Source organism: Roseixanthobacter glucoisosaccharinicivorans, from assembly GCF_043195095.2.
Lineage (GTDB): Bacteria > Pseudomonadota > Alphaproteobacteria > Rhizobiales > Xanthobacteraceae > NCEH01.
In genome coordinates, this window is record NZ_CM195538.1 from 332,626 (window position 1) to 345,004 (window position 12,379).

Annotated in this window: 10 protein-coding genes; 4 read left to right on the plus strand and 6 right to left on the minus strand. The window is 66.9% G+C overall.

Annotated elements, in window-relative coordinates; all coding sequences use genetic code 11:
* Positions 1 to 16: 16 nt before the first annotated feature.
* The 5 genes from cofH to npdG are packed head-to-tail and all read right to left on the minus strand — an operon-like array spanning position 17 to position 5,567.
* The gene (cofH, locus tag V5F78_RS01425; protein ID WP_394068774.1) at positions 17 to 2,422 is read right to left on the minus strand and encodes a 5-amino-6-(D-ribitylamino)uracil--L-tyrosine 4-hydroxyphenyl transferase CofH; all 2,406 of its coding nucleotides are present in this window, start codon (positions 2,420 to 2,422) and stop codon (positions 17 to 19) included.
* On the minus strand, positions 2,419 to 3,132 hold the full coding sequence (gene cofC / locus V5F78_RS01430; RefSeq protein WP_394068776.1) for a 2-phospho-L-lactate guanylyltransferase: 714 nt from the start codon (positions 3,130 to 3,132) through the stop codon (positions 2,419 to 2,421). Before cofC ends, cofH begins: the two co-directional genes overlap by 4 nt.
* Positions 3,129 to 4,133: a 2-phospho-L-lactate transferase gene (cofD, locus tag V5F78_RS01435; RefSeq protein WP_394068778.1), complete on the minus strand. Its 1,005-nt coding sequence runs from the start codon at positions 4,131 to 4,133 to the stop codon at positions 3,129 to 3,131. Before cofD ends, cofC begins: the two co-directional genes overlap by 4 nt.
* Entirely contained in the window at positions 4,130 to 4,897 is a 768-nt protein-coding gene (cofE, locus tag V5F78_RS01440) for a coenzyme F420-0:L-glutamate ligase (protein ID WP_394068779.1), read from the minus strand. Before cofE ends, cofD begins: the two co-directional genes overlap by 4 nt.
* A gap of 4 nt (positions 4,898 to 4,901) precedes the next feature.
* Positions 4,902 to 5,567 carry an NADPH-dependent F420 reductase gene (gene npdG / locus V5F78_RS01445; protein ID WP_394068781.1) on the minus strand — a complete coding sequence of 222 codons (666 nt, stop codon included), beginning with the start codon at positions 5,565 to 5,567 and terminating at the stop codon, positions 4,902 to 4,904.
* A 475-nt stretch (positions 5,568 to 6,042) separates the two neighbouring features.
* Between npdG and V5F78_RS01450 the strand changes: the two genes are divergently transcribed.
* The 4 genes from V5F78_RS01450 (at position 6,043) to V5F78_RS01465 (ending at position 11,766) form a co-directional block, all read left to right on the plus strand.
* Positions 6,043 to 7,206 (plus strand): ABC transporter substrate-binding protein, encoded by a 1,164-nt coding sequence (locus V5F78_RS01450; protein ID WP_394068783.1) that lies wholly within the window; start codon positions 6,043 to 6,045, stop codon positions 7,204 to 7,206.
* 185 nt (positions 7,207 to 7,391) lie between these two features.
* A complete protein-coding gene (locus V5F78_RS01455; protein WP_394068784.1) occupies positions 7,392 to 9,743 on the plus strand; it encodes a xanthine dehydrogenase family protein molybdopterin-binding subunit in 2,352 nt (783 codons plus the stop codon).
* Positions 9,740 to 10,558, plus strand: coding sequence for an FAD binding domain-containing protein (locus V5F78_RS01460; RefSeq protein ID WP_394068785.1), 819 nt, complete (start codon positions 9,740 to 9,742; stop codon positions 10,556 to 10,558). The genes V5F78_RS01455 and V5F78_RS01460 overlap by 4 nt, the downstream gene beginning before the upstream one ends.
* Positions 10,555 to 11,766, plus strand: a complete 1,212-nt coding sequence (locus V5F78_RS01465) for a xanthine dehydrogenase family Fe-S subunit (RefSeq protein WP_394068787.1) — start codon at positions 10,555 to 10,557, stop codon at positions 11,764 to 11,766. Before V5F78_RS01460 ends, V5F78_RS01465 begins: the two co-directional genes overlap by 4 nt.
* A gap of 47 nt (positions 11,767 to 11,813) precedes the next feature.
* Here V5F78_RS01465 and V5F78_RS01470 read toward each other — a convergent pair whose 3' ends face one another.
* Complete coding sequence (locus V5F78_RS01470) at positions 11,814 to 12,305, minus strand: Lrp/AsnC family transcriptional regulator (RefSeq protein ID WP_394068789.1); 492 nt, start codon at positions 12,303 to 12,305, stop codon at positions 11,814 to 11,816.
* Positions 12,306 to 12,379 lie beyond the last annotated feature (74 nt).

Genomic DNA, 12,379 nt, shown 5'->3' on the forward strand with positions numbered 1-12,379 from the left:
TCCAGGCGCGTTTTTCTTAGGCTTGGGCGGCCATCTGCAAGGCGGTGGGGGCATTCACGTTGCGGGCGCGCTCGCCATGCAGCGCGGGCGCGTCGTCATAGAGCGTGGTGCGCATGCGCGGCGCCCGTCCGGCAGAGCGGATGATCATCTCCATCGAACGGGGCGTCATCTCCTGCCCGTGGCTCGCGCCGGCGGACCGGGAGATGGTTTCGTCCATCAGCGTGCCGCCGAGGTCGTTCACTCCGGCCGCGAGGGCGAGCTTCACGCCCTCCGGTCCGAGCTTCACCCAGGAGGCCTGGATATTGGTGATGTGCGGATGCAGCGCGAGCCGGGCGACCGCATGCATCAGCAGCGATTCCCGCAGGGTCGGCCCCTTGCGGGATCGCCCCTTCAGATAGATTGGCGCTTCCATGTGGACGAACGGGAGCGGCACGAACTCGGTGAAGCCGCCGGTCTCCATCTGCAGATCGCGCACGCGGATGAGATGGCGCGCCCAATGCTCATAGCGCTCGATATGGCCATACATGATGGTGGCGGTTGAGCGCAGGCCGAGCGAATGGGCGGCGCGCATCACGTCGAGCCATTCCTGGGTGTTGATCTTGTCGGCGCACAGATGGGCGCGCACCTCGTCGTCGAGGATCTCCGCCGCCGTGCCGGGTAAGGTGGAAAGCCCCGCCTCCTTCAGCGCCGCGAGGAAATCCGGGATCGGAACGCCCAGGGTCTTGGCCCCCTGGCTCACCTCCAAGGGCGAGAAGGCGTGCATGTGCATCTGCGGCACCGCATCCTTCACCACCTTGCACAGATCCAGGTATTTCTGGCCGGTATAGGAAGGGTGGATGCCGCCCTGCATGCACACTTCGGTGGCGCCGCGCGCCCAGGCCTCTCGCACCCGGTCCGCCACTTCCTCCATCTCGAGGTCATAGGGGCGGCCGCGCAGATTCTCGCTCAGCTTGCCCTTGGAGAAGGCGCAGAACTGGCATTTGAAATAGCAGATGTTGGTATAATTGATGTTGCGCGTGACGACATAGCTTACCGTGTCGCCGTTCACCTTTCGGCGCAGGTCGTCGGCGGCGCGGCACACGGCGGTGAATTCCTCGTCCCGCGCGCGGAACAGGCGCACGATCTCGGCTTCCTCGAGCGCGATGCCCGCAACCGCCCGGTCAAGAATGCGGGTGAGCGCGCCGTCGGTGCTGGCGGGGGCGGACGGCTTGAGCAGCGCGCCTTCCTTCGCCGGGAGGCGGTCGGTGGAGCCGGGGCACCAGTCGTCGGCGCGCGGCCAACCGTCGCCGTCGATCAGGTCGAGCAGCTTGGTGCGCAGCCCCTCGTCCACCCAGCGACGGGAATGAGCGGCGAAGGCGGGATAGATGGCGAGCCGTTCGGTGAGGACCTTGCCGGCGGCTTTCGTGGCCGATTCCAGCACCCGCAGATGCGGCCAGGGCGCTTCCGGATTCACATGGTCCGGCGTGACGGGCGAAACGCCGCCCCAGTCATTGATGCCCGCGGCCACCAGCTTGCTGAGCGCGCCGGGGCTGAGATTGGGCGGCGCTTGGATGTTCATCTCCGGTTCGAACAGCAGGCGCGCCATGGCGATGGTCCACACATGCTCGTCGAGCGAGGGCGCCTCAACATGGGCCATGCGGGTGCCAGGCTTGGGGCGGAAATTCTGGACGATGATTTCCTGAATATGCCCATAGGTGTCGTTGAGATCGCGCAGCGCCAGCAGCGCCTCGATGCGCTCGGCCCGCGTCTCGCCGATACCGATCAGGATGCCGCTGGTGAATGGCACGCCCTGTTCGCCGGCGATGCGCATGGTCTCAAGCCGTGCCGCCGGAATCTTGTCGGGCGAGCCGTGGTGTGCCGCGCCCTTGGCGAGGAGGCGCTCGGAGGTGCTCTCCAGCATGATGCCCTGGGAGATGGACACCCGCCGCAGCGCCGCCACGTCCTCGGCGGTCAGCAGGCCAGGGTTCACATGGGGCAGCAGCCCGGTTTCGCGGAACACCAATTCCGCCATCTCGGCGAGATAGGAGAGGGTGGTCGCGTGCCCGAGTTCGGCCAGCGCGTCGCGGGCGAACTGGTAGCGCAATTCCGGCTTGTCGCCGAGCGTGAACAGCGCCTCCTTGCAGCCCGCCTTCTGGCCGGCGCGGGCGATCGCCAGCACTTCCTCACGGGAGAGAAAGGCGCGCTCGCCCTTTCGCGGCGCGTGGGCGAAGGTGCAGTAGTGGCAGACGTCGCGGCACAATTGGGTGAGCGGAATGAACACCTTGCGCGAATAGGAGACGTAATGGCCGTGGGCCGCGTCGCGCCGCTGCGCCGCCGCTTCGAGCAGCGGAGACAGATCGCTCATGCCCACCAGAGCGAAGGCCTGTTCGGGGGTGAGGCGGGCGCCGACGGAAAGGTCGGCGAGAACGGAGGGCGCGATCATAGGGGCAAGGGCTCCTCAAGCGGCGAGGGCAGGGGCTGAGCCGCACCGGGGCGGGCTCGCACAGGAAATGGCGCGGGCATCAGCGCGGCGGGCAGGGCAGCCAGGTCCGCGCTCACGTCGATATCGTGCCCGAGGCCGGGCAGATGCAGCACGCAGGGCGCGCTGCCGGTGGCCTGCGCGCTTTCCAGGTGGCGGGCGAAGCTGGAGGGCCCGAAGCTCGGCGCCATCAGGGCGGGCGGGCGCGCCGCGAGCAGATTGGTGCCGCCGTCCCGGGTTGCCGGCACCAGCACCACGCTTGCGCGGGCGAGGGCGTCCATCACCGCATCCATTTCCGCCCGCGTGATGCCGGGTACATCGCCGGGTACCACGATCACTCCGCCCTTGCCGGCACGGTCGAGCGCGGCCATCCCGGCGCGCACGGCGGCATTGGTGCCCTCCTCCACCGCGTCGGGCAGCACATGGGCGCCGAACGCGCGGGCGAGCGTCATCGCCTCCGGATCGCTGGTGACGACGAGGATGCCGGCAAGCCCCCGGCATCCGGCGAGCACGCCGAGCACGTGCCGCAGCATGGCCTTGGCGAGCGATGCGCGCTCGGTCGGGGAAAGCTCGGGCGCAAGGCGACGCTTGGCGAGTGCGAAGCGCTTCACCGGCACCAGCGCCCACAGATCGGCGCGGAGCGGAAAATCGCTTGCCGGAACATGCTTGTTCATGGGCCCACCGCCTCCCGTTCGGCATGGATGACCGCGCCGGCGCTGGCCAGCGCATCGGCGAAGCGCAGCACGTCTCGTGCCAGGCGCGCGCTGTCGTCGGCGGTTTTCATCAAGGTGGGTACGGCGGCGACCGGCGTCGAGATGCGGGCGCGCTCGTCGCCGTCGGCCGTGTCGATCACGAGGCCGTCGATCAGCGTGTCGTAATGGGCGGCGATGGCGGCCGAGGTGGCGGGGACCTTCAGCTCCGCCATGATCTTGGCGGTCGGCCCCTTGATCGCCTGCCCACCGATGATGGGCGAGACCGCCACCACAGGCGCCCGCACGGCCGCAAGCGCCGCGCGCAGGCCGGGAATGGCGAGGATGGGATCAATGCTGAGATAGGGATTGGACGGGCAGATCACCACGGCGCGCAGGTCCGGGGCGGCGAGCGCGGCCAGCACTTCGGACGTGGGCTGGGCGACGCCTGCCCCCTCGAAGGTGAAGCCGGTCACGGCGGGCGCGCAGCGGCGTTCGACGAAATAGCGCTGGAACGGCAACGTGCCCTCGTCCGTATGCACCAGCGTGCGCACCGGCGCGTCGCTCATGGGCAGGAGGCGGGCAGCGATGCCGAGCCGGGCGCACAGCGACAAGGTGACCTGTGTGAGGCTCTCGCCGCCCCGCAGCCGTCGCGTGCGCTCCACATGCAGCGCGAGGTCGCGGTCGCCCAGCTGGAACCAGGTCTCCGCGCCCATTTCACCCAGCGCCGCCATGAAGTTCCAGCTCTCGTCGGCACGCCCCCAGCCGCGCACCTCGTCGCTGAGCCCGCTCAATTTGTAGAGCACGCTGTCGAGGTCGGGGGAAATGGCAAGCCCGAGATGCTCGAAATCATCGCCTGTATTCACCACCAGCGAGACACGCGCGCCGAATTCCCGTTCCAGGCCGAGGGCAAGCTTTGCGCCCCCGACGCCGCCGCATAGGGCGACGATGGAACCGGAGCGGGGCGGGGGGAGGGAAGCATTCATCGGAACATGTCGCGTTCGCGGGGGCGGATGAGGGCGGCGGCGGACTGTTCGGGCGCGGCGCGCCGATAGCCACGCACCAGGACGGCGGGCAGGCCCTCGTCGCCCTGGCCCATGAGCAGGGAGGCGGCGGAGGCGAGTTCGTCCGCCACCGCGATTTCCGTTACGCGCATGGCGCGACCGAACAGGTCCGGGGCGCCGACCATGTCCACCAGGGACGGCACGCCGGCCGCGCCGATCGCGACGCCGACAATGCCGTTGCGCCAGGGACGGCCGAAACTGTCATTGATGACGATGCCCGCCGCCACGCCGAAGCGCGCGTCGAGCCGGGCCTTCAAGGCGGCGGCGGAGCCGTCGGGATCGCGTGGCAGCAGCAGCACGCGCGGGCCGTCCTGATGGTCGATGTTCGATTCGTCCACGCCGGCATTGGCCATGACGAAGCCGAGCCTGTGGGCGACCACCAGAACATGCGGCCCCTCGCGCACGACCTGTGTGGATTCGCCGAGAACCACCTCCACATGGCGCGGGTCCTTGCGCAGGCGGGCGGCGATCTCGACGGCGCGGGGCGAGGGCACCACGTCGGCAAGGGCCAGGTAGCAGCCCTCTGCCTTGGAAACGATCTTCTGCGCCACCACCAGGATGTCGCCATCCTCAAGGCCGAGCCCGCTCGCCTCCAGCGCCGCGCCAAGCAGGCCGGCAAGGTCGTCGCCGGGCTCCACCAGGGGGAGCCCCGGCACGGCGTGCAGGGAAAGCGCGGGCGCGGCCATGCGGTCAGCCGACGGCGGGAATGTCGAGGCCGGTGATGCGGATGCCCGCGCCCGGCACCTTGTAGCGGCGGTTGATGCCGATCAGCACCGAGGTCAACGCCTCGGCGGCGGCGGAATTGGCGAGCACACCGCCGTCGATGCCGCGCGTCGCAACCACGCCGGCAAGCGCGATCACCTGATCGCGGGCGTCCTTGTCATTGCCGAACACCAGCACGTCGCAATCGGCCTTGCCGCCGCCGTGCAGCTTGGTTGCCCCCACATTGTGGAAGGCGGACACCACGCGCACGCCCTCGCCCAGCAGGCCCTGGGCGATCTGCGCCGCCGAACCTTCCGCCGGCAATTGAACGGTGGAAACCTTGGGCGGCACCAGGGGCACGGCGGCATCCACCACGATCTTGCCCTGTACCGCCTCGCGCACGTCCAGCAACGTGGATTCGTGGCTCGCGAACGGCACCGCGAGGACGATGATATCACCGGCGCGCGCGGCGCCCACATTGTCGTCACCGCGCGCCGAGGCGCCGAGAGCGGCTGCGGCTTCTGCGGCCTTTTCGGCGCTGCGCGAGCCGATCACCACCTCATAGCCGGCGGCCGCCCAGGACTTGGCGAGGCCGGAACCGAGATCGCCCGTTCCCCCGAGGATGGCAATGATGGGCTTGGCGTCGCCGGGCATGGGCAGTATTCCTGATTTTGATGTTGAATCAAACCGTTGGCGGATTCGTGTAAGACGTTTCTGCCGGCAAATTCGATCTCGATACGGCAAATGGTGCTATAAACAGAATGATAAGACAACTCAATTCTTCAATCGCCTTTTCAGCCCCGCTGACAGGGCGCGCGAAGGCCGGAAAATCCAGAGCCGGCGCCATTTTTACGGCCCATGGTCTTGACGCTGCGGAGCCCGGTACAATGGATGCGGCAAAAAAATGCTGCGCCCCGCCGAGCGATTTCGCAAGAGAGCCTTGACAGGAGGAGTTTTCCTATCTGATGGTATATAGAATGATTGACGCCCGGAGTTGATTTCGGAAAGTCTCCGCTCCGCTCGCGCGTCATTCACGCGCGTTATATGGGCCTTTCGCGCATGTTCATCGCAGCAAGATGATGCCATTGCTTCAACAACGAAAAATAACCCCCTTCAGAGGATAGGTGAGATGGTGAAGCTAAAATTCGGATTTCTGACATCTGCCGCCTGCGCATTGGGATTGTCCGTGGCATTCGCCTTGCCCGCGGCGGCGCAGGACATTTCCATCGGCGTGAACATGCCGTTGACCGGGGCCTTTGCCGCCTCCGGCAATTTCGTCGCCGACGGCGCCAAGCTCGCCGCCGAGGAGATCAATGCCAAGGGCGGCGTGCTCGGCAAGAAGCTCAACCTCATCATCGAGGACAATAAGAGCAATCCCACCGAAGCCGCCGCAGTCGCCGAGAAGCTGATCGTTCGCGACAAGGTGCCGGTGATGCTCGGCGCCTGGGGCTCCAGCCTCACCCTCGCCGTCATGCCCAAGCTGATGCAGTATAACGTGCCGATGGTGGTGGAGACCTCCTCCTCTTCCAAGATCACGGTCCAGGGCAATCCCTACGTATTCCGCATTTCCGCCCCCTCGTCGCTGGAAGCGCAGAATTTCGCCAAGGTGATCGACGGCTTCAAGATCAAGAAGGCCGACTTCCTGGTGGTGAACAACGACTGGGGCCGCGGCACCGCCAGCGACTTCTCGGCCATGTTCAAGGACAAGGGCATCCAGGTCGGCGCGGTCGAGACCATGGACCAGGGCGCGCAGGATCTCAGCGCCCAGCTCGCCAAGATCAAGGCGTCGGACAGCGATACCCTCATCGTCACCACCGCCGTCGAGCAGCTGACCCTGGTGCTGAAGCAGGCCCAGGCGCTTGGCCTCAACAAGCAGATCATCACCACCGGCGGATCGCAGAGCCCCGACCAACTCGCCGAACAGGCCGGCACCGCCGCCAACGGCACCTATCACCTGCTGTTCTTCACCCCCTGGTCGCCTGAAGCGACGCCCTATCCGGAGCGCGCCAAGGCGTTCGTGGAAGCCTGGAAGAAGAAGGGCTATCCCGTGGCCGGCCTTACCGAGAGCTTCCGGGGCTATGACGGCATCAATGTGATCGCCGCCGCCATCACCAAGGCCGGCGCCGCCGATCCGGCCAAGATCACCGAAGCCTTGTGGAAGGTGGAAGTGCCCGGCCTCAACGGCAAGATCGTGTTCGCCAAGGCTGGCCCCGAGGGACGTGAGAGCGGCCAGAGCAGCCCGGCCACCTATGTCGTGAAGATCGTCAACGGCAAGGTTGAAGTGGTCCATTGATCCGGAAGGGGTGAGATTGACCCCCCATCCCTTTCGGGGGCGGGGCATCGGCGGGCCAGCGCCTGACACCGTCGATGCCCCGTCTTGGCTGCCGCGCCCCGGCTTCCCGGTGGCGTTTCAAAAGCGCGGCCTCCGCCCATGATGGCGCATGCCGCGAATTTTCAAGAGCGACCGGGGAATAAGGGATGACGAAGCAGGGTGTCGGGGCGCGTCTCCCGCGTAAGGAGGATGATCGCTTCCTGCGCGGCCGCGGTCAGTTCGTGGCCGATATCCGCCTGCCGGGGTTGAAGGACGTTGCGTTCGTGCGCAGCCCGCTCGCCCACGCCCGCGTCCATGGCGTGCACATTCCCGAGGACTGCCGTGGCCGGGCCTTCAACGCCACGGATCTGGCGGGGGTAAAGCCGATCCGCGCCGTCACCACCCTGCCGGGCTTCAAGGTGTCCGAACAATGGCCGCTCGCCACCGACAAGGTGCGCCAGGTGGGTGAGCTGCTCGCCGTGTGCGTCGGCGACACCCGCGCCCAGGCCGAGGACATCGCCGCCGCCATCGAGCTGGATCTGGAGGAACTCCCCGCCGTCCACGACATGGTGAAGGCCCGAGATCCCGACAGCGCGCTCGTGCACGAGCATTGGGGCGACAATGTCTTTCTCGAAAGCTTCATGGAAGTGGACATCGAGAAGGCCTTCGATGCCCCCATCAAGATCACCCGCACCCTCTCCACCGCGCGCCAGAGCATGGCGCCCATGGAAGGACGCGGGACGGTGGCGCACTGGGATCATCGCAAGGAACAGCTGGTTCTCCACACCGGCAGCCAGATGCCCCATATCGTGCGCAACGGCCTTGCCGAATGCCTGGGGCTGAACCAGGAGCAGATCCGCATCATCTCCCCCGACGTGGGCGGCGGCTTCGGCTACAAGGGCATCCTGCTGCCGGAAGACATCTGCCTCGGCTGGCTCGCAATGCGCCTCGGCCATCCCGTGCGCTGGATCGAGGATCGGCGCGAGAGCCTGACCGCCGGTGCCAACTGCCGCGAGCATCATTATTCCATCACCGCCTATGCGGATCGCGACGGGACGCTGCGCGGCATCGACTGCGAGGCCATCGTCGATTCCGGCGCCTATTCCTCTTATCCCTTCTCGGCGTGCCTGGAGGCCGCGCAGGTGGTGAGCATCCTGCCCGGCCCCTACGATTTCCCGTCCTATCGCTGCCGCACCTGGTCGGTCGCCACCAACAAATGCCCGATCCTGCCCTATCGCGGCGTGGCGCGCACCGGCGTGTGCTTCGCGCTCGAACTGGTTCTGGACGCCATCGCCCGCGAGATCGGCATGGAGCCGCACGAATTGCGGCTGAAGAACCTCGTGCGGCCGGAGCAGATGCCGTTCGACAACATCACCAAGAAGCATTTCGACAGCGGCGATTATCCCCAGGCGCTGAATCGTGCCATCGCCATGGCGCGGCTTGACGACGTGCGCGCGCGCCAGGCGAAGGGCGAGGCGGATGGCCGGCTGATCGGCATCGGCCATTCCATCTATTGCGAGCAGGGCGCCCACGGCACCTCGGTCTATTCCGGCTGGGGCATTCCCATGGTGCCGGGTCACGAGCAGGCAACCGCCCGCATGACGCCCGACGGCGGCCTGGAATTGCGCGTGGGCGTGCATTCCCACGGCCAGAGCATGGAAACCACCTTCGCCCAGGTCGCGCACGAAGTGCTCGGCATAGATACCGCGCGCATCAAGCTGGTGCACGGCGACACCGAATACACGCCCTATTCCACCGGAAGCTGGGGCTCGCGCTCCATGGTGATGGCGGGCGGAGCGGTGGCCACCGCCTGCAAGGAAGTGGCGGCGCTGGCGGCGCGCATCGGCGCCCATCTGCTTCAGGCCGATCCGGCCGAGGTGGTCATCAAGGATGGGTTCGCGGTCGCCCCTTCGGGCTCGGTGAGCCTTCAGGAGATCGCCCACACCTGGTATCGCCGCCCGCAGGACCTGCCCGCCGGGATCGACCCCCACGGCCTTGAATCCACCATCGGCTACAAGCCGGTGCGCGACACCGGCACCTTCTCCTATGCCGCCCATGTGGTCCTGGTCGCCGTGGATCCCGAACTCGGCGACATCGAGATCCTCGACTATGTGATCGTCGAGGACGGCGGCAAGCTGGTGAACCCCATGGTGGTGGACGGCCAGATCTATGGCGGCCTCGCCCAAGGCATCGGCACCGCGCTTTACGAGGAAATGCAGTTCGACGCCTCGGGGCAGCCGCTCGCCTCCACCTTCGCGGATTACCTCCTGCCCGGTCCCACCGAAGTCCCCGAGCCCCGGCTCGATCATATGGAATTCCTCGCCCCCTATACGGAATTCGGGGTGAAGGGCATCGGCGAGGGCGGCGCCATTGCGCCGCCGGCCGCCATCGGCAATGCGGTGAACGATGCGCTGAAGGGCATCGGCGCCGAACTGCTGCATTCGCCCATCACGCCGCGCCGCGTCCTGGAAGCCATCGAGGCGGCCAAACGCGCCCAACTCGCCGGGAGCGTGGCATGAAGCCCGTCCGTTTCGATTACGAGCGCCCGGTCGAGATCGGCGCCGCCCTGGCCCTGATGCAGGACGAGGGGCGGGTGGTGAAGATCATCGCCGGCGGCCAGTCGCTCGGCCCCATGCTCAACATGCGCCTCGTTCAGCCGGAATTGCTGGTGGATATCACCGCCATCCCCGCCCTGAAGCGCATCGAGGACAATGCGGACCACATCGTCGTCGGGGCCTGCGTGACCCATGCCGATTTCGAGGATCGCCGCGTGCCGGACGTCACCGCCGGCGCACTGCCGGGTGTGGCACGCGGCATTGCCTATCGTGCGGTGCGCAACCGCGGCACGGTGGGCGGCAGCCTGACCCACGCCGACCCTTCCGCCGACTGGATTTCCATCCTGTCCGCCGTGGGCGCGCGGGTGATTCTGCGCGCGCCCTCCGGTGTGCGCGAGTTGGCGGTGGAGGACTACATGCTCGGCGCGCTCGCCGCCGATCTCAATCCCGGTGAATTGCTGGAGGCGGTGCGCATTCCCAAATGCAGCGCCTCGGCCCGATGGGGCTATTTCAAGAGCTGCCGCAAGACCGGCGAGTTCGCCCACGCCATCGGTGCGGTGCTGGTGGACCCAGACCGTGGCGTGTTCCGCGCGGTGATGGGTGCGACCGAGACGCGGCCCATCCTCGTGACCGACCGCGCGGCGCTGTTCACCGAAACAGGCTTCTCCACGGGCGCGGCGGAAGCGGTGGCGCAGGCCGCCGGCATGGGCGATGTGCTGGATCGCCGGACACACGCGGTGGCGCTGCGCCGCGCATTCGAGCAGGCGGACGCGGCATGAGCATGGTTTCCCTCACCGTCAATTCCCGCCCCCTGCGCGCGGAGGTGGAGCCGCGCACGAACCTCGCCGATTTCCTGCGCGATTCGCATGATCTCACCGGCACGCACCTGGGGTGCGAACACGGCGTGTGCGGCGCTTGCACCGTCATCGTGGACGGCGAGCCGGTGCGCTCCTGCATCACCTATGCAGTGGCGTGCGAGAATGCGCAGGTCACCACCATCGAAGGGCTCAACGACGACGAGCTGGCAAGCGAATTGCGGGCCGCCTTCACGCGCGAACACGGCCTGCAATGCGGATATTGCACGCCGGGCATGATCGTTTCCGCCCGCGACGTGGTACTGCGTATGCCCGACGCCAGCGAGCATGAGATCCGCGTCGCCATGAGCGGAAACCTGTGCCGCTGCACCGGCTATGTGGGCATCGTGCGGGCGATCCGCACGGTGATCGCGGAGCGCAGGGCGCGTGGCGCGGCGCCCCGGGCCGACGTGCGCACCGCCCTCGGGCCGGTCGGCTCAGGCCATGCGGGCGCCTTCGCCGGCGGCACGGACAACGCCGCCGATAGCTCGCCCGCCCGGATCGCGCCGGCCGTTCCGCGCGCGGCCAGTTCGCGTGAATCTGCCAAGCTCGATGCCGACTTCGTTCCCCAGACCAGCTTTCCGCAAAGCTTCGTCGTCGCCCATCCTGTGGACGTGGTGTGGGATTTCTTCGGCCGCGTGGACGAGGTGGCCGCCTGCCTGCCGGGCGCGTCGCTCGTGGGCACGCCGACGCCCGAGCATGTGGAAGGGCAGATCCGCGTGAAGGTCGGGCCCATGGTGGCAGAATTCCAAGGCGTGGCGGACATCTCGCGCGACGATGCCCGGCATGCCGGGCGCATTTCCGGCAGCGGGCGTGACACACGCAGCAATTCGGCGACGCGTGGGCTCATCGGCTACACGCTGACGCCGGTCGAGGATGGCCGGGCGACCCGGGTGGACGTGAGCATCGGCTATACGCTGACCGGCATGCTGGCCCAGTTCGGCCGCTCCGGCCTTGTTCAGGATATCGCCGGGCGGCTGGTGTCGGCGTTCGTGCAAAACCTGGAAGCGCGGCTCGGCCAGGGCGAGGGTGCACCGGCGGCGCCCGTGGTGACAGAGCTTAACGCCGGCTCGCTAGTGTATTCGGTGATCCTGTCGCGGCTGAAAGAGCTATGGCGCAGAATAGCAGGATAAGACGGGACCGGCGGCGGGGCGCAGATGCCGCCAAGATCCTTGCCGCCTCACCGTTCCAGCGGCACGGTGAGCCCGGTCTTGACCCGGTCCATCACAACAAGCGTGCGAAATCGCTTGATATTGCTGTTCTCGAAGAACAGGCGGCGGGTGAGATCTTCATAATCCGCCATGGTCGGGACGGTGACGATCAGCACGAAGTCTGCGTCGCCAGTGACATAATAACATTGCTGCACTTCCGGGCAGCGGACGAAATTGGCCTTGGCGGCGTCCACGAGATCAATGCGTTCGCTTTCCACCACGACCTCCACCACCAGCGTGAGCGGCTGGCCGACGCGGGCGGGGTTGAGGATGGTGACATCGCCTTCAATCACACCGGTTTCGCGCATCCGCTTGATGCGCCGCTGCACGGCGGCCGCCGAGAGGTTCACACGCTCCCCAATGGTGCGCTGGGGCGTGGTGTTGTCCCGTTGAAGAATAGTAAGTATGGCGAGGTCGAAGGCATCCAGATCTGCGCGCTGGTTGGACAGAGAAGAGGCCATGACACACCAAATCGTTTGAACTTCTGATATTCTAAGAATTTATATTATTATTGTCTATCATTTGTTGTATATTT

Bases quoted from the DNA above. Each gene is read 5' to 3' on its own strand.
- V5F78_RS01450 (WP_394068783.1), top strand. From the start codon at position 6,043: ATGGTGAAGCTAAAATTCGGATTTCTGACATCTGCCGCCTGCGCATTG.
- cofD (WP_394068778.1), bottom strand. From the start codon at position 4,133: ATGAATGCTTCCCTCCCCCCGCCCCGCTCCGGTTCCATCGTCGCCCTA.
- cofE (WP_394068779.1), bottom strand. From the start codon at position 4,897: ATGGCCGCGCCCGCGCTTTCCCTGCACGCCGTGCCGGGGCTCCCCCTG.
- V5F78_RS01455 (WP_394068784.1), top strand. From the start codon at position 7,392: ATGACGAAGCAGGGTGTCGGGGCGCGTCTCCCGCGTAAGGAGGATGAT.
- V5F78_RS01470 (WP_394068789.1), bottom strand. From the start codon at position 12,305: ATGGCCTCTTCTCTGTCCAACCAGCGCGCAGATCTGGATGCCTTCGAC.
- cofH (WP_394068774.1), bottom strand. From the start codon at position 2,422: ATGATCGCGCCCTCCGTTCTCGCCGACCTTTCCGTCGGCGCCCGCCTC.
- cofC (WP_394068776.1), bottom strand. From the start codon at position 3,132: ATGAACAAGCATGTTCCGGCAAGCGATTTTCCGCTCCGCGCCGATCTG.
- V5F78_RS01465 (WP_394068787.1), top strand. From the start codon at position 10,555: ATGAGCATGGTTTCCCTCACCGTCAATTCCCGCCCCCTGCGCGCGGAG.
- V5F78_RS01460 (WP_394068785.1), top strand. From the start codon at position 9,740: ATGAAGCCCGTCCGTTTCGATTACGAGCGCCCGGTCGAGATCGGCGCC.
- npdG (WP_394068781.1), bottom strand. From the start codon at position 5,567: ATGCCCGGCGACGCCAAGCCCATCATTGCCATCCTCGGGGGAACGGGC.